The sequence below is a fragment of the Mesorhizobium sp. M1E.F.Ca.ET.041.01.1.1 genome (genome assembly GCF_003997355.1).
Taxonomy (GTDB): Bacteria; Pseudomonadota; Alphaproteobacteria; order Rhizobiales; family Rhizobiaceae; genus Mesorhizobium.
Map to the genome: position 1 here is coordinate 1 of NZ_RZSL01000081.1, position 16,637 is coordinate 16,637.

Annotated in this window: 15 protein-coding genes; 4 read left to right on the plus strand and 11 right to left on the minus strand. The window is 65.2% G+C overall.

Annotation, left to right across the window (positions count from 1 at the left end; translation table 11 throughout):
• Window positions 1-2: 2 nt before the first annotated feature.
• Genes EOA38_RS09755 through EOA38_RS09780 form a run of 6 tightly spaced genes read right to left on the minus strand, consistent with a single transcriptional unit; the run spans window position 3 to window position 6,344 of the window.
• Window positions 3-1,562: a DUF4118 domain-containing protein gene (locus EOA38_RS09755; RefSeq protein WP_281060091.1), complete on the minus strand. Its 1,560-nt coding sequence runs from the start codon at window positions 1,560-1,562 to the stop codon at window positions 3-5.
• A 55-nt stretch (window positions 1,563-1,617) separates the two neighbouring features.
• Window positions 1,618-2,181, minus strand: coding sequence for a potassium-transporting ATPase subunit KdpC (gene kdpC / locus EOA38_RS09760; protein ID WP_127299049.1), 564 nt, complete (start codon window positions 2,179-2,181; stop codon window positions 1,618-1,620).
• A gap of 11 nt (window positions 2,182-2,192) precedes the next feature.
• Complete coding sequence (gene kdpB / locus EOA38_RS09765) at window positions 2,193-4,289, minus strand: potassium-transporting ATPase subunit KdpB (protein WP_127299050.1); 2,097 nt, start codon at window positions 4,287-4,289, stop codon at window positions 2,193-2,195.
• Window positions 4,286-4,540 (minus strand): hypothetical protein, encoded by a 255-nt coding sequence (locus tag EOA38_RS09770; RefSeq protein ID WP_245464878.1) that lies wholly within the window; start codon window positions 4,538-4,540, stop codon window positions 4,286-4,288. Before EOA38_RS09770 ends, kdpB begins: the two co-directional genes overlap by 4 nt.
• Window positions 4,524-6,227: a potassium-transporting ATPase subunit KdpA gene (kdpA, locus tag EOA38_RS09775; protein WP_127299051.1), complete on the minus strand. Its 1,704-nt coding sequence runs from the start codon at window positions 6,225-6,227 to the stop codon at window positions 4,524-4,526. The genes EOA38_RS09770 and kdpA overlap by 17 nt, the downstream gene beginning before the upstream one ends.
• Window positions 6,228-6,254: 27 nt before the next feature.
• The gene (locus EOA38_RS09780) at window positions 6,255-6,344 is read right to left on the minus strand and encodes a K(+)-transporting ATPase subunit F (protein WP_126091978.1); all 90 of its coding nucleotides are present in this window, start codon (window positions 6,342-6,344) and stop codon (window positions 6,255-6,257) included.
• A 538-nt stretch (window positions 6,345-6,882) separates the two neighbouring features.
• On the opposite strand from EOA38_RS09780, the gene EOA38_RS09785 reads away from it, so the two are divergent.
• Both EOA38_RS09785 and EOA38_RS09790 read left to right on the plus strand, forming a co-directional pair.
• The gene (locus tag EOA38_RS09785) at window positions 6,883-7,830 is read left to right on the plus strand and encodes a MurR/RpiR family transcriptional regulator (RefSeq protein ID WP_127299052.1); all 948 of its coding nucleotides are present in this window, start codon (window positions 6,883-6,885) and stop codon (window positions 7,828-7,830) included.
• 215 nt (window positions 7,831-8,045) lie between these two features.
• Window positions 8,046-9,836 carry an NAD(P)/FAD-dependent oxidoreductase gene (locus EOA38_RS09790; protein WP_127299053.1) on the plus strand — a complete coding sequence of 597 codons (1,791 nt, stop codon included), beginning with the start codon at window positions 8,046-8,048 and terminating at the stop codon, window positions 9,834-9,836.
• A 155-nt stretch (window positions 9,837-9,991) separates the two neighbouring features.
• Here EOA38_RS09790 and EOA38_RS09795 read toward each other — a convergent pair whose 3' ends face one another.
• Together EOA38_RS09795 and EOA38_RS09800 are read right to left on the minus strand one after the other, a co-directional pair.
• Window positions 9,992-11,218: an amidohydrolase/deacetylase family metallohydrolase gene (locus tag EOA38_RS09795; RefSeq protein WP_127299054.1), complete on the minus strand. Its 1,227-nt coding sequence runs from the start codon at window positions 11,216-11,218 to the stop codon at window positions 9,992-9,994.
• 28 nt (window positions 11,219-11,246) lie between these two features.
• Window positions 11,247-11,612, minus strand: coding sequence for a RidA family protein (locus EOA38_RS09800; RefSeq protein WP_126095752.1), 366 nt, complete (start codon window positions 11,610-11,612; stop codon window positions 11,247-11,249).
• A gap of 197 nt (window positions 11,613-11,809) precedes the next feature.
• On the opposite strand from EOA38_RS09800, the gene EOA38_RS09805 reads away from it, so the two are divergent.
• Window positions 11,810-12,295, plus strand: coding sequence for a hypothetical protein (locus tag EOA38_RS09805; protein ID WP_126091982.1), 486 nt, complete (start codon window positions 11,810-11,812; stop codon window positions 12,293-12,295).
• Window positions 12,296-12,443: 148 nt separating this feature from the next.
• Here the strand turns inward: EOA38_RS09805 and EOA38_RS09810 are convergent, their stop codons facing one another.
• Entirely contained in the window at window positions 12,444-12,698 is a 255-nt protein-coding gene (locus tag EOA38_RS09810; protein WP_126091983.1) for a hypothetical protein, read from the minus strand.
• 322 nt (window positions 12,699-13,020) lie between these two features.
• Between EOA38_RS09810 and EOA38_RS09815 the strand changes: the two genes are divergently transcribed.
• On the plus strand, window positions 13,021-14,514 hold the full coding sequence (locus tag EOA38_RS09815; RefSeq protein WP_126091984.1) for an ATP-binding protein: 1,494 nt from the start codon (window positions 13,021-13,023) through the stop codon (window positions 14,512-14,514).
• 56 nt (window positions 14,515-14,570) lie between these two features.
• On the opposite strand, the gene EOA38_RS09820 is transcribed toward EOA38_RS09815, so the two are convergent.
• A complete protein-coding gene (locus tag EOA38_RS09820) occupies window positions 14,571-16,175 on the minus strand; it encodes an ATP-binding cassette domain-containing protein (RefSeq protein WP_126091985.1) in 1,605 nt (534 codons plus the stop codon).
• The coding region (locus EOA38_RS09825) for an ATP-binding cassette domain-containing protein (RefSeq protein ID WP_127299055.1) at window positions 16,172-16,637 on the minus strand (466 nt) is incomplete at its 5' end. The genes EOA38_RS09820 and EOA38_RS09825, both read right to left, overlap by 4 nt.

Genomic DNA, 16,637 nt, shown 5'->3' on the forward strand with positions numbered 1-16,637 from the left:
CGTTACACGCTGACGATCAGGGACCCGGAGAGCATCGTCGCCTTTGCCGCCTTCCTCGTCGTCGCCGTCAGATTGCTGGCGATGACGGCGACGACGAGGAAGGCGGCAAAGGCGACGATGCTCTCCGGGTCCCTGATCGTCAGCGTGTAACGCGGCTCGAGGAAGAAAAAGTTGAAAGCAAGGGCACTCACAAAACAGGCGTAAAGCGCCGGCCAGAGCCCGAACGTCACCGCCGATGTCAGCACGGCCAGGAGCAGGACGCTTGCCAGATTGCGAACGTCGAAGAACTGGTCGAGAACGCTGCTGGCAGCCAGCGCGCCCGTGACAAAGACGGTGGTGACAAAGTAGGGCCAGACCTGGAACGGTCTCTGTTCCGCAGCGGCCTTGACCCTCGTCGAGGCGGCATCGGTGTCGCGCTCGGTCCGCGAAATCACATGCACGCTGATGTCGCCGGCATTGCGGATCAGATCATAGGTCAGCGAGCCCTCGATCAGTTCCCGCCAGCGCGAGCGGGTCGGCCTGCCGATGACGATATGGGTGAAGTTGTTAGCCGTCGCGTGGCGCACGATGTCCTGGGCGATGTTCTGGCCCGGAATCGTGCTCACCTCGGCGCCGAGCTGCTCGGCAAGTCGCAGGTTCGCCGCCAGCCGGTCCTTCTCCTCTTCCGACATGCCGGCCAGGCGAGGCGTGTCGACATGAAGCGCCGTCCAGGGAGCGCGGAGCCGATCGGCAAGCCGGCGCGCGTAACGGATGCGGGCGGCTCCGCCGGGACGCTGATCGACGCAGACGAGAACCCGCTCGCCGGCAGCCCACGGCCCCGGAATGGCATGGGACTGCATGTGATTGAGCAACTGCTCGTCGACGCGCTGGGCGGTGCGCCTTAGCGCCAGTTCCCGGAGCGCGGTCAGGTTGCCCGGCGAAAAATAGTTCTCGATCGCACGTTGGGCGGTGTTGGGGAAATAGACCTTGCCTTCATGCAGTCGCTTGATCAGGTCGTCGGGGGTGAGGTCGATGACCTCGATATCGTCGGCCTCGTCGATGATGGAATCGGGGACGGTCTCGCGCACCCGGACGCGCGTGATCTGCGCCACGACATCGTTCAGGCTTTCGACATGCTGGATGTTGAGCGTGGTATAGACGTCGATGCCTTGCGCCAGGATTTCCTGCACATCGAGGTAGCGTTTGGGATGGCGGCTGCCGGGCGCGTTGGTATGGGCGAGCTCGTCGACAAGGACCAGCTGCGGGCGCCTTTTCAGGATGGCGTCGATGTCCATCTCGTCGAGGGTGCGGCCCCGGTACTCGACCTGCCGGCGCGGGATCACCTCATAGCCGTCGAGCAGCGCCTGGGTTTCCTTGCGGCCGTGCGTTTCGACGACGCCAACCACAACGTCAATGCCGTCGGCGAGGCGGGCGCGGCCCGCCATCAGCATCTCATAGGTCTTGCCGACACCTGGCGCCGCGCCGAGAAATAGGCGCAAACGGCCGCGGCCCTCCCGCTCTGCATGCTCCAGCAGCGCGTCGGGGGATGGTCTGTTCTCGAGGTTGGTCCTGTCGTCCGGCATCAGGTCCAATCATGAATTGCGCCGGGGATGGTGTCGATCCCCGGCGCGGTGCTGATTACTTCAGGTCGTCCAGCGCCAGGTTGAGGGCGAGCACATTGACCACCGGCTCACCCATGAAACCAAGCTCGCGGTCCTCGACATGGCTGTCAACCAGCGCTTTCACCTTGGCTTCATCGATGCCGCGCGACTTGGCAACCCGCGGAACCTGGAAATAGGCGGCCTCGGGGCTGATGTCAGGATCGAGGCCGCTGCCGGACGTCGTGACGAGGTCCATCGGCACCGGCGCGTTCGGGTTCTCAGCCTTTAGCTTCTCGGCGTCGCCCTTGATGCGCTCGATCAGCTTCGCATTGGTCGGCCCGAGATTTGAGCCGCTCGAGGAGGCGGCGTTGTAGCCGTCACCGGCGGCCGACGGCCTGCCATGGAAGTAACGGTCGCCGGCGAAGGCCTGGCCAATCAGGCTGGAGCCGATGACCTTGCCGTCCTTCTCGATCAGACTGCCATTGGCCTGCTTGGGAAACAGGGCCTGGGCGATGCCGGTCATGCCGATCGGATAGATGAGGCCGGTCAGCACCGTGAAGAAGACGATCATGACGATCGCGGGTCTGAGTTGCTTGAGCATCGGAGTGATCCTTATGCGAGGCCGAGGGCCGTGACGATCAGGTCGATCGCCTTGATGCCGACGAACGGCACGACGATGCCGCCGAGGCCGTAGACGAGCAGGTTGCGGGTGAGCAGTGCGCCGGCGCCGATGGCGCGGTACTTCACGCCCTTCAGTGACAACGGAATCAGCGCGATGATGATCAGCGCGTTGAAGATGATGGCCGACAGGATGGCGCTCTGCGGCGTTGCCAGGTGCATGATGTTGAGCGCCTGCAGCGGTCCGGCGGACTGGCCGGGCGCGACGTAGAAGACCGCGAACATGGCCGGGATGATGGCGAAGTACTTGGCCACGTCGTTGGCGATCGAGAACGTCGTCAGCGAGCCGCGCGTCATCAGCAGCGCCTTGCCGATCTCGACGATCTCGATCAGCTTCGTGGGGTCGCTGTCGAGATCGACCATGTTGCCGGCTTCGCGCGCGGCCACCGTGCCGGTGTTCATGGCGACGCCAACATCGGCCTGGGCGAGCGCCGGTGCGTCGTTGGTGCCGTCGCCGCACATGGCGACCAGCTTGCCCTTGGCCTGTTCCTCGCGGATCAGCGACAGCTTGTTCTCGGGCGTCGCCTGGGCGAGGAAATCGTCGACGCCGGCTTCGGCGGCGATGGCGGCCGCCGTCAGCGGATTGTCGCCGGTAATCATCACCGTGCGGATACCCATCTTGCGGAGCTCCGCGAAACGCTCGCGGATGCCGCCCTTGACGATGTCCTTGAGGTGGACGATGCCGAGCAGGCGACCGTCGCGTTCGACCGCAAGCGGTGTGCCGCCTGCCTTGCCGATCTCGCCGGCGATGGCCTGCAGATCGCGGATGGTGTCGCTCGTCGGACGCGCGCCATGGGACGTGGCCGCCGCCTGGCTGACATGAGCCAGCACCGCATCGACCGCGCCCTTGCGCACCGACGAGCCGTCGAGGTCGACGCCGCTCATGCGGGTCTGCGCGGTGAAGGGCACGAAGGTCGCATGCAATGTGGCCATGTCGCGGGCGCGGATGCCGTATTTTTCCTTGGCGAGCACGACGATCGAGCGGCCTTCCGGCGTCTCATCCGCCAGCGAAGCAAGCTGCGCCGCATCCGCCAGCTCCTGTTCGGTGACGCCCTTGACCGGACGGAACTCGGTCGCCTGACGGTTGCCGAGCGTGATGGTGCCGGTCTTGTCCAGGAGCAGCGTGTCGACGTCGCCGGCGGCCTCGACGGCGCGGCCGGACATGGCGAGCACGTTGAAGCGCACCAGGCGGTCCATGCCGGCGATGCCGATGGCCGGGAGCAGCGCGCCGATCGTGGTCGGGATCAGCGTCACGAAGAGAGCGACGAGGATCGTCACCGGGATATAGCCGCCCGAAAAGGAGGCGAAGCTCGGGATGGTCGCGGTGGCCAGAACGAAGATCAGCGTCATGCCGACGAGAAGGATGTTGAGCGCGATCTCGTTCGGCGTCTTCTGGCGCTCGGCGCCCTCGACCAGCGAGATCATGCGATCGAGGAAGGTGTGGCCGGAGGCGGCGCTGATGCGCACGCGGATCCAGTCGGACAGCACTTGCGTGCCGCCGGTGACGGCCGACCGGTCGCCGCCGGATTCGCGGATGACGGGCGCGGATTCACCCGTGATCGCGGCTTCGTTGACGGAGGCCACGCCTTCGATCACCTCGCCGTCCGAGGGGATGATGTCGCCGGCTTCGACCAGCACGACATCGCCCACCTTCAGGCTGGTGCCGGGCACGAGCTTGAACTTCGAACGATCCTCGCCGTTGACGAGCAGCTTAGCCTGGGTCTCGGTGCGCGCCTTGCGCAGCGAGTCGGCCTGCGCCTTGCCGCGGCCTTCGGCCACGGCTTCGGCGAAGTTGGCGAACAGCACGGTGAACCACAGCCAGATGATGATCTGCAGGGTAAAGCCGAGATTGCCGCCGCCGGCGATCAGGTCGCGGACGAAAAGCACGGTGGTGAGCAGCGAGACGACCGCGACGACGAACATCACCGGATTACGGACCAGCGTGCGTGGATCGAGCTTGCGGAAGGCACCGCCGATGGCGGGCACCAGGATGCGGGCATCCAGAATGCTCGCGGATTTGGACTGGCTCATTTCGAGGCTCCAGTATCGGTGATGTTGGACGGCGCCGGGTGCTCGGTCTTCGGAAACAGGCGCGGAAGACCGGTCGCCAGCAGCCACAGCACGAACAGCACGGCTGCCATGCCAAGGAAGGTGGAAAGCGTCGGGAAAGGACGAGGCCTCTCGTCCCTTCCGTCGTCGGGCCTTCCGCCACCGGCCTGGTGACGGTCGTCCCGGCGTATGTGGATGAACCAGGGCATGGTCATCTCAGAAAGTCTGTCCATGGATCATCGCCAGGTGTTCGACGATCGGACCGACGGCGAGCGACGGGAAGAAGGTGAGGCCGCCGACGATGATGATGACGCCGACCAGCAGGCCGACGAACAGCGTGCCGTCCGTCGGGAAGGTGCCGGCCGAAGCGGGCACGGTCTTTTTCGCCACCAGCGAGCCGGCGATGGCGAGAGCCGGGATGATGACCAGGAAGCGGCCCATCAGCATGCCGATGGCACCCGTAAGGTTGAACCAGGGCGTGTTGCCGGTGAGTCCGCCGAAGGCCGAGCCGTTGTTCGCTGCCGACGAGGTGTAGGCATAGAGCACCTCGGAGAAGCCGTGCGGCCCGCCATTGGCCATCGAGGCCACGGCGCTCGGCAGGACCACCGCGATGGCGGTGAAGATCAGCATCGCCAGCGGCAGGCACAGGATGGCAAGCATCGCCATCTTGACCTCCTTGGCCTCGATCTTCTTGCCGAGATATTCCGGCGTGCGGCCGACCATCAGGCCGGCGACGAAGACGGCGATGACGACGAACATCAGGATGCCGTAGAAGCCGGCGCCGACGCCGCCGACGATGACTTCGCCGAGCTGCATGTTGATGATCGGGATCATGCCGCCAAGCGCGGTGAAAGAGTCATGCATGGCGTTGACGGCGCCGCAGGAAGCGGCCGTGGTAATGACCGCGAACAGCGCCGAGAGCGCGATGCCGAAGCGCGTCTCCTTGCCTTCCATGTTGCCGCCGTCGATGCCAAGCGCGTGGACCAGCGGGTTGCCGGCGGCCTCGGCCCAGTAGCAGACGATGACGCCGGCGATGAACAGCACGCCCATCGAGGCAAGGATCGCCCAGCCCTGGCGCTCACTGCCGACCATGCGGCCGAAGACATTGGTGAGACCGGCGCCGAGCGCAAAGATCGTCAGCATCTGAATGAGGTTGGAGATCGCGTCCGGATTCTCGAAAGGATGCGCGGCATTGGCGTTGAAGAAGCCGCCGCCATTGGTGCCCAGCATCTTGATGGCGATCTGCGAGGCGACCGGGCCGAGCGCGATCGTCTGCTTGGCGCCTTCCAGCGTGGCGGCATCGACATAAGGCCCGAGCGTCTGCGGGATGCCCAGCCAGACATAGACGAGCGTGAGCACGATGCAGGCCGGCAGGAGCACGTAGAGCGTGCAGCGGGTAAGATCGACCCAGAAATTGCCGATCGACTTGCCGGAAGCGCGGGCAAAGCCGCGGATCAAGGCAACCGCAATGGCGATACCGGTGGCGGCCGAAACGAAGTTCTGCACGGTGAGGCCGGCCATCTGCACGAGATAGGACATCGTGCTCTCGCCGCCGTAATTCTGCCAGTTGGTGTTTGTGACGAAGCTTGCGGCGGTGTTGAAGGCAAGGCCAGGCTCAACCGCGGTCATGCCCGCCGGATTGTAGGGCAGGGTGCCCTGCAGCCGCTGCAGGGCGTAAAGAACGAGGAAGCCGGCGAGATTGAAGAGCAGCATGCCCGTCGTGTAGACGGCCCAGTGCTGTTCTTCCCTGTCGCTCGTTCCGGCGAGGCGATAGAGGCCACGCTCGATCGGGACGAGCACCGGCGAAAGCAAGGTCCGGTCGCCGTTGAAGACCCGGAACATATAGCCGCCGAGGGGCTTCACAAGCAAAACCAGGATCCCACAGTAGAGAAGGATCTGTATCCAGCCGTATATTGTCATGACATGGCTTCCCGTGGGTCTGTACGATCAAAAGCGCTCAGGGCGGATGAGCGCATAGGTGAGATAGGCGAGCAGGAACAAAGTCACCGCACCGCCGAGGATGAAATCGAGGATCATGGTTCTGTCCTTCCGCTCAGATTCCGTCGCAGGCTTTGACGTAGGCTAAGGACAGGGCGAAGAATAAAATCCCGATCCCGAGAACAATTAGGTCCATTTCAGGCATTCTTTGCTTTCGACTTGTGTTCGCAGCCCGTGCGGGCGGGCTCAGAACTGCACGCGACGGCGCGTCACCTTGGCGGTGACGGCGATCAAAGCGTTCTTTTGAAAGGAAATATGGACCCGATCGCCATAAAGGTTCGAGACGAGGCGGGAAGGAAAGATATAGGAATTTTATAGTGGTTTTGGCGGGTCGCCCTTTGGTTTGACAGTGCGGCAAAATCGACCTGTAACTATCCTACTTTTCCGCCAGCGGCGACTGAGCGCGGGTGCGATCCTGCCTAAATGCCTTCAGTTAACTATTTGATTTAATAGGATTTTATCCGCAATTGCCATGCGTGTTAGTTTCTTACATACTCATCTTGTTTTATTGCCTGTGGCCTGCGGGCGGATAATCGCAAATATGGTGGTCCCAGAAACGGGCAGGAAGGGCTGAGCAATGACCGAAGCTGACAGCCAGGCGCTGCGTATTCCGAGCGAGGAAGGCGACAGGCACGATCATGTCAGACGCTTCCCGGACATTATTTCGCAGGTGAAGGACAGTTACGCGGATTTGCGTCCGGCCGAACGCCGCGTCGCCGATGTCGTGCTCGACGACGTCAAATATGCGGTCGGCGCGTCGAATGCCGCGCTTGCGCAGCGCGCGCAGGTCAGCGAGCCGACGGTCACCCGTTTCTGCCGCGCCATCGGCTGCGAGGGCGTGCGCGATTTCAAGCTGAAGCTGGCGCAGAGCCTCGTCGTCGGCGCGCTCTATCTCAGCACCAGGCCGCAACCCATGAACAGCGACAGCCGCATGCCGTTCTGGAACGCCGTGTTCGGCGAGGCGCGGCGCGCGCTGCAGGAGGCGGAGCGGCAGATCGATCCGGGGCAATTGCAGAAGGCGGCGGAGCTGATCGCCAAAGCGCGGCAGGTGACGGTGTTCGGCCTCGGCGGCAGCTCGTCGGCGCTGGCGCAGGAGACGCAATACCGCCTGTTCCGCTATGGCATCACGATCAGCGCGCAATGCGATCCGTACCTGATGCGCATGACGGCTTCGACGCTGAAGCCGGGCGACCTGGTGATCGCGATCTCGGCCACCGGCCGCACCCGGGAAGTGATCGAGGCGGTGGAGCTGGCCAAGCATTACCGCGCCGATGCGATCTGCGTGACGGCGCCGGACACCGAGCTGTCGCGCGTTTGCGACGTGCGGCTGACCATGGCGGTTCCCGAATATCCCGACACGCTGAAGCCGACCGCTTCGCGCTACGCCTTCCTCGCGGCCATCGACCTTCTGGCGGTGGCGTCCGCCTACAAGCTCGACGGCCCGGCGCGCGAGACAGTGCGCCGCATCAAGTACAACGCCCAGATCCATCGGACCGGGAAGGAGATGGAGCCATTGGGAGATTAGCAGAGTCCCTTCTCCCCTTGTGGGAGAAGGTGGCCTCGCGAAGTGAGGTCGGATGAGGGGTGTTCCAGGAAACGCCAGCGTCTCATTTCGCTGGAACACCCCTCATCCGTCTCGGCGCTAGCGCGCCGATCCACCTTCTCCCACAAGGGGAGAAGGAGAAGGCGCCGCCGCCGGCTTCGCCGAGGAATTCGAACTGCAAAAGGGAACGAAGAAGAATGCTCGACATCGCACCATCGCAGCAGGCGGCCACATGGCTCGGCTCCCTCGGCCGGGCGCTCGAGGCCGGCGACATCGAGGCGGCGACCAACCTTTTCGTGGACGATGGCTACTGGCGCGATCTGCTGACCTTCACATGGAACATCAAGACCATGGAGGGCCAGGCGGCGATCCGCGAGATGCTGAAGGCGACGCTGTCATCGGCGAAACCGTCTCACTGGCGCCTGTCGGGCGAGGCGAGCTCGGACGAAGGCACGATCGAGGCCTGGTTCACATTCGAGACGGCCGTGGCGCGGGGCGAGGGCATCCTGCGGCTCAAGGACGGCCGCTGCCGGACGCTGTTCACCGCGATGAGCGAGCTTAAAGGTTTCGAGGAGCAGAAAGGTCGGGACCGGCCGCTCGGCATCCGCCACAAGGCCGATCCCGGGCGCGAGACCTGGGCGGAGAAAAGGGCACGTGAGGCGCGCGACCTCGGCGTGCACGAGCAGCCCTATTGCCTGGTGATCGGCGGCGGCCAGGGAGGCATCATGCTCGGCGCCCGGCTGCGGCAGCTCGGCGTTCCCGCGCTGATCATCGAGAAGAACGCGCGCGCCGGCGATTCCTGGCGCAACCGCTATCGCTCGCTCGTGCTGCACGATCCGGTCTGGTATGACCATCTGCCTTACATTCCGTTCCCAGAGAACTGGCCGGTCTTCACGCCCAAGGACAAGATGGGCGACTGGCTGGAAATGTATGCCCGCGTCATGGAGCTGAACTACTGGGTCGCCACCAAATGCATCAGCGCCGCCTATGACGAGGCGGAAAAGGTCTGGACGGTGGTGGTCGACCGTGTCGGCCAGCGCATCACGCTGAAGCCGAAGCACATCGTCTTCGCCACCGGCGCCTATGGGCCGCCGCGGCAGATCGAATTGCCCGGCGCCGAGAGCTTCAAGGGCGAGCTCCTGCATTCCAGCCAGTATTCGACCGGCGAGAAGTTCCGCGGCAAACGCGTCGCGGTGATCGGCGCGGCAAGCTCGGGCCACGACGTCAGCGTCGATCTCTGGGAGGCCGGCGCCAAGGTCACAATGGTCCAGCGCTCGCCGACGACGGTGGTGAAGTCCGACACGCTGATGGAGGTCGGCTTCGAGATATTTTCGGAGAAAGCGCTGGCACGCGGCATCACCACCGACAAGGCGGACATGATCGTCGCCTCGACGCCGTTCGCGTTGGTGCCGAAAGGCCAGCGGGCGCTCTACGACGTCATCCGCCAGCGCGACGCGGATTTCTACAAGCGGCTCGGCGACAGCGGCTTCGCCATCGACTTCGGCGAGGACGAGACTGGGCTTTTGATGAAGGCGTATCGCACCGGATCTGGGTTCTATATCGACGTCGGCGCCTGCGAGCTGATCCTGAACGGCGAGATCGCGGTGAAGAGCGGCGTCGGCATCAAGTCGCTGACACCGAACGGTATCCTGTTCGAGGACGGCAGCGAGCTTGCGGTCGATGCGATCGTCTGCTGCACCGGCTTCCAGTCGATGAACGAGACGGTTGCGGGGATCGTCTCGCGCGAGGTCGCCGACAAGGTCGGGCCATGCTGGGGCCTCGGCTCCGGCGTCAAGGGCGATCCCGGCCCGTGGCAGGGCGAATTGCGCAACATGTGGAAGCCGACCGCGCAGGAAGCGCTGTGGTTCCACGGCGGCAATCTCGCGCTGTCGCGCTTCTACTCGAAATTCGTGGCGCTGCAGCTCAAGGCGCGCATGGAAGGGATTGCGACGCCGGTTTACGGCGAGCCGAGCAATTCGCGGCGGTGACGTTGCGATCTCCCCCTTGAGGGGGAGATGCCCGGCAGGGCAGAGGGGGTCGGTCCGACTGGGCTCGCCATCCTGCAACAGATAAGGGTTGGCGCTTCACGCGCAGCGACCCCCTCTGTCGCCTTCGGCGACATCTCCCCCTCGAGGGGGGAGATTCACCCCCGCCCAAAATGCCTGGCCGCAACCTCGACATGCGTGTGTTGCGCATGCGCCTCGAAGCGCTCGGTCTCATCGTGGTTGGACGCCTCGTTCGGCCACCATTTGCCGCCGATGACGATGCCGTTGGAGACCAGTCGCCGATCCGCGACCAGTGAGGCGCCGACCGCGTCGACGAAGGTGAAGCGGCCGGGCAGCAACCTAAGTACCGCGATATCACCGATGCCGCCGACTTTCAGCACGCCGAGCTCTGTCTTGGCGACCGCCTCGGCCGGACGCACAGTCGCCGCGCGCAGCACCTCGACCAGCGGCATGCCGAGCGCCATGAGCTTCGACATGCAGACAAGAATGTCGAAGGCGGGGCCATCGACGCAGTAGAGGTGCACGTCGCTCGAGATGACGTCCGGCGCCAGGCCTTCGGCGAGCATGGCCTTGGCGACTTCGAAGTCGAAGGAGCCCATGCCGTGGCCGATGTCGAAGATGACGCCGCGCTCGCGCGCCAAGCGCATGTCCGGCCGCACCGCGCCGGAAGCGAAGACCGGCGCGTTGGGAAACGGGCGGAAGCAGTGGGTGAGGATGTCGCCCCGGCGCAGCCTGGGCAGCACTTCCGAGCGGCCTGGCGGCGGCTCGTCGATATGCGCCATCAGCGGCAGGCCGACCTTGTCGGCGGCTTCGAGCGCGAGGTCGACCGGTGCGATGCCGCTGGTGCCGCTGGCGTGGCGGCCCGAGCGGACCTTGACGCCGACGACGACGTCGGCGTGCTCGCGCACCGCCGCCACGGTGTCGCGTGGCTCGCAGAGCCTGAGGTCACTGCATTCGCCGACGGACACGGTCTTGGCGAAGCCGAATATGCCGGCGAAGGAGATGTTGACATAAGCCAGGATGCGGACCTTCGAGCGCTCGATGACATGGCGGCGAAAGCCCAGGAAATTGCCGGCGCCGGCACTGCCGGCGTCGATGAAGGTGGTGGTGCCGCTCTTGGCCGCAAGCCTGTCGGCGTCGACGCCGAGCGAAGTTCCGCCCCAATAGACATGGCTGTGCAGGTCGACGAGGCCAGGGGTGACGATGCAGTCCCTCGCGTCGACGACCTCACGGGCGGTCCCGGCATCGATGGCGGCGTCGATCGCGGCGACGCGGCCATCGGCGATGGCAACGTCGCGCGGCGCATCGAGGTTAGACGCCGGGTCGATCACTCGGCCGCCCTTGATCAGCAGATCGAACTGCATCGACGCCTCCGTTGCTGTTTCGTTGCGATTAGACCGGCCTATAGGCGACCGCTTCGATCTCGATCTTGATGTCGATCATCAGGCGGGATTCGACGGTGGTGCGTGCCGGCGGGTCCTTCGGGAAATGTTTTGCGTAGACCGTGTTGAAGGTGCCGAAGTCGCGGGCATCCTCCAGCCAGACGGTGGTCTTCACCACATCGTCCATGGTGCAGCCGGCAAGCGCCAGCGCAGCCTTGACGTTCTGCAGCACCTGCTCGGCGTGCTCTGCAATCCCGCCCTTGACCACCAGCCCGTCGCTGCCCACCGGTACCTGGCCGGAGATATAGACGAAATCGCCGGCCCGCACGGCGGGCGAGAGCGGGACATGCGATTTTCCAAAGCACTGCTTGGGCAAGTGAGCCTCCTTTATCGACTGGATGGGGTTCTTATAGCCGTCTACGCCTGTCGGCGTGATCCTCATAGGGCCGATGTCGGAAAGCAACATTTTTTCAAAATCCATGTTGCTTTATTACAGAAGCCTGAGCATCTTGCGCGTCAAAGCCGATCGGCAACTCGTAGCCGCCAGCGGTATGCATGAGAGAGGGGGATCCGATGACCTTCGACAAGAATCCGTTTCCGGAAGGCGATGCCGACCGCCACGCGCTTTGGGAAATGCTGGTGCGGCGCGACATCGATGCCTTCCTCGGCCAGGACTGGTCGATGGTCGAGGACGACTTCGTCGCCGAGAGCTTCTTCGGCATGCATGCGCATTTCCTTGCTAATGCCGATGCCTGGCGCCTGCAGTTCCCGAGGCTGGACGTCTATCGCGACGAATGGCTGCGGCAGGCCAAGGAAACTGCGGCGACGAAATTCGCCGAGCCGCTGCGCGAGGCGCTGTTCCGTGTGACCAACATGCGCGACATCGACGTCGACGGCGACCGCGCGGTGCTGCACAAGAAATTCGATGGTTCCGTGGCCAAGGCGGACGGTGGCGTCGACAGGCTCAAATGGCAGACGCTCTACTTCTGCCGCAAGGTCGGCGGTCGCTGGAAGATCGCCGGCTTCGTCGGCTATCTGCCGCATCCGCTGGGGAGCTAATGCATGTCGCCCAAAAGTGCGCAGCGGTTTTGGGAGAACGACATGCATCAAAACAAAGACTTAAAGCGCGTCGCCTGAATTCATTTCAGCGCGACGCGCTTTAGACGGGGAGCCAAAGGCCAGCAGGCAATCGCCTCCGGAGGGCATCCTAAGCCAGGCGCGGCAACCGTTCGTCCGGCGAGCGGTGGTCGAACACGACCCCCATGGTCTTACCAACCGCGGCCATGACGATCAGTTCGACCAGATGGTCGTCGCTGTCCTCGCAGGTGGGGTCACCTTGGCGGATGACGTCGAGCATCGCCCGGGTCGAGATGGTGTCGCCGGCGCGAAATTTCGAAAGTGCGGACAAAACAAGATCTTGCACCGTCGGGTCCATGACGGGCACCTCCGCAGCGACGTTCATTGGCCTCCTCCTGCCATGAACCCTCCCTGAAAGGATGATACGCCAATGGTTGGATTGCGCCAGCGAAATGGTGGTCCGACCAGTGCGGCTGGCGACAAGCTACCGCCATTGTTCCTTTAAAGCGCGTCGCGCTGAAACGGATTCAGGCGACGCGCTTCAAGTCTTTGTATTTACGCATGTCGCTTTCCCAAAACCGCCGCGCACTTTTCGGGCGACATGCCTTAGGTGTGGAACACCGGGCTGGCGGCCACGCCGCGCGCTCGACGCATCGCGCTCGGGTTGCTAAGTCCCTCTCGCGCAGGGAGACCAGTCGAGTCGAGATATGACGGTTGCGATCGAGATGGGGCAGACGACGGCGGGCGCGCCGGCGACCCTCGACCTTGAGGAATTGCTGGCGACCCGCCTGCTGGTGCAGGGCAATTCGGGCTCGGGCAAGTCGCATCTTCTGCGCCGGCTGCTGGAGCAGAGCGCGCCCTGGGTGCAGCAGACCATCATCGACCCGGAAGGCGACTTCGTCTCGCTCGGCGAGCGCTACGGCCATCTGGTGATCGATGCGGAGGACCATACCGAGCGCGGCCTGCAGGCGGCCGGCGAGCGGGCGCGCATCCACCGCGTCTCGACGGTGCTCAACCTCGAAGGGCTCGATGCCGAGAACCAGATGCGGCGCGCCGCCGCCTTCCTCGGCGGCCTGTTCGAAGTCGCGCGCGACCATTGGTACCCTATGCTGGTGGTGGTGGACGAGGCGCAACTCTTCGCGCCGGCCGCCGCCGGCGAGGTTTCCGACGAGGCGCGCAAGCTTTCGCTTGGCGCCATGACCAATTTGATGTGCCGCGGCCGCAAGCGCGGACTTGCCGGCATCATCGCCACACAGCGGCTGGCGAAGCTCGCCAAAAACGTCGCCGCCGAGGCCTCCAACTTCCTCATGGGCCGGACTTTCCTCGACATCGACATGGCGCGCGCCGCCGACCTGCTCGGCATGGAGCGGCGGCAGGCGGAGGCTTTTCGCGACCTTGAGCGCGGGCATTTCATGGCGCTCGGACCGGCATTGTCGCGCCGTCCGCTGAGCGTACGGATCGGTTCGACCGAAACGAGCCCACGCAACGGCACGCCGCGGCTGATGCCGCTGCCGGAAGCGATGCTGGAGGATGCGCGCTCGATCATCCTGGCCGCGCCGCCGCCGGAGACTGTGCGGCCACAGCGCCGGCCTTCGCCGGACCTGCTCGACCAATTGATGGCGGCCAAGGCGGCTCCGCTGGACATCCGTCCAGAACCGGCCGAACCGCAGCCGAGCGCCGAGGATCTCGCCGAGCGGCGCGAGCGGATGGACCGCATCCTGCGCGCCATCCTGGCCGAACCCGACGCGGGGTTCCGCGTCATCGGCGTGCTCTACCAGGAGTTCGTGGTCCGCTGCCGGATCGAGGGGCTCGCCTCGGTCGTGCCCGACCTTTCGGAATTCCGCCGCATGCTGACGCGCGCCCGCGCCGGCGTCGGCTCGGACATGGCCGAGGACGATGCGTGGCGGGACGTTTCGGTGCGCGCTTCGCTTCTGCCCGAGGACATGCAGGGCGTGTTCATGATGATCGCGAGGGCGGCAAAGGAAGGCTGGCCCTGCCCGAGCGACGCGGCGATCGCCCGCGCCTATGGTTCCCACTCCTTGCGTCGTGCGCGGCGGCTGCTCGACTACATCGAGGAGCAAGGCCTCATCGTCTGCCAGGTCGACGGTGCGGGCCGTCGCACGGTGACGCTGGTCGAGCTCGCCTGGGCAACAGCGCCGGGCGATCCGAATGCTGGAGAGCAGGACAGTTCAGCCGCGTGACGAACCGAGGTTGAATCGATCTAGGCTTCGATAGACTGGCGCCCTCGGCATGGCATTCATGTCTGCAACTCGATGATGCGGGCGTCGCGAAGCGGCGTGCGATGGGTGGAGACGACGACGATCCGGTCATCGAGGTGGGCGAGCAGCCGCTCAAGAATGCGCTCACCCTGCGCGTCGTCGAGATGCTCCGTCGGCTCGTCGAGCAGCACGAGCGGCCGTGACGACAGCCAGGCGCGCGCGAGGTTGATGCGCTGCACCTCGCCCAGCGAGAACCTGTCCTGCCTGATCCAGGCATCAAGCCCGCCGGCCTCGCGGATGCGGCCGTCCATCTCGACAGCTTCGAGCGCGCGCCAGAGCGCGGCATCCGCAGCGTCGGCGGCAAAGAGGTTGGCGCGGACGGTGTCTTCCAGGATGACCGCGTCGTGCAGGACGAGCGCTGAAAGCGCCCGCCGCTCGCTTGCGGACAGGATGCGGTCGTCCGCGGCAAAACCATCCTCGCCGATCCAGCCTGCGATCTGCTTGAGCAGGCTGGTCTTGCCCGAACCGCTTGCCCCGACAAGCATCGTCGGCCGCCCCCTTTCGAAGAGCAGAGCGACCAGCGTTCCAATCGCCCGTCCGTCGGGCGCGCGGCGCTGCAACCCGCCGTGGAGCAGCAGGCGCGGCTCGAGCGGCCGCAGCGTGGACACACGCCTGCCATCCGAAGCGTCTCTCGTCCACCGATCGATCTCGGCCCGTGCCGCGTTGCGGCGCATCACGGCGACCAGCATGCGCGACGCGCCGTTCACGGCTTCGCCCAGCGCCAGCCAGGAGAAGGCAAGCAGCATGGGCATCAGCAGCTCCGAGCCTTGCCGCCCTGCATGCCAGGCCGCAGCCATGACGCTGATGCCTGCGACCGGGCCGAAGGTCGCGCCGATCATGTCCAGCCGGGCCTGAAGCCGACGGAGCGCAAGCAATTCGCCGTCGGCGCTGGAGAGCGCGGCGAGGGCGGCAGCGCACTCGCGGTTCCACGCGCACTCAGCCTTGAGCGGAACGGCTGACGCCATGGTCGCTCCAAGCCGGCTTGCGCCCCCGCGGCGCAGCGACCTGGCGCGGTCCCATCCCATGGCGCCAGCCTTGGCCATCCGATTCCCTGCGAACAGGATGGCGACCAGCAAGAGGATGATCGGCAAGAGAGACAGCGGCGCGAGCATCGCCGACCCGGCAATCAGGGCGGCGAGGCCGCATGCGAGCGTCAGCGCCGGCAGTCCGGCGCGCAGCCGGGCGTAGTCCAGGTCCTCGACGTCGTCGAGATAGTCGGCAAGACGGGCGTCATCGCCGAGCTGCCATCCTGCCCGGCGCACGGCGGGCGCCGACGCCATCGCGGCGAAGAGCTCGACGCGATGCGCAACCTGGTCCGCAAGCGCCGCCCGGTGACCCGTCAGACGCTCGCCGTAGCGGGCGGCGGTGCGGCCGATAGCGAACAGCCTGATGAAGGCCGCCGGCATGTGAAAGTTGAAGGTCAAGGCTGCGGCCGAGAGGCCGGCGATCGCCACCGAGCCCAGCAGCCATGCGGAAACACCGCCCAGCAATATGGCGCAGGCCAGCGCCGCAAACGCGAAGCCGGTCGCCAGTCGCCACGACGTCCGGCTTGAGGATTGGGAGGATTGGAATGAGATGTTCATGCCGCCACCTCGACGGCGTCGTTTTGGGTGAGATCGACCGTAATATCCGCGACGGCGGCCAAATCGCGGTCATGGGTGGCCAAGACGACCAGTCGCGACCGTGAAATCGCAAGCAGCGTTCTGCGCACGGCTTCGGCCGTCTCACGGTCGAGCTTCGCCGTCGGCTCGTCGGCCAGCACGGCGCGTCCGGCGAGTGTTGCGCGGGCGACTGCGATGCGAAGCCGCTGGCCTCCCGAAAGGTTGGCCCCGCCCTTGTCGAGCCTGGCATCGAGGCCGCCCGGCAAGAGCGCGTCGTCGAGCAGCCCGATCACGCAGGCGGCGTCTTCCAGCCGGTCCCGGGTCACGGCGCCGGCATTCCAGGCGATGGCCTCACCGAGCGTTCCTTCGGGCACGTAGCTGTCGGTCGAAACCCAGGCGATCTCGGCGCCGGCCTGGAACATGGCGGAATGCAGGGCACCCAAC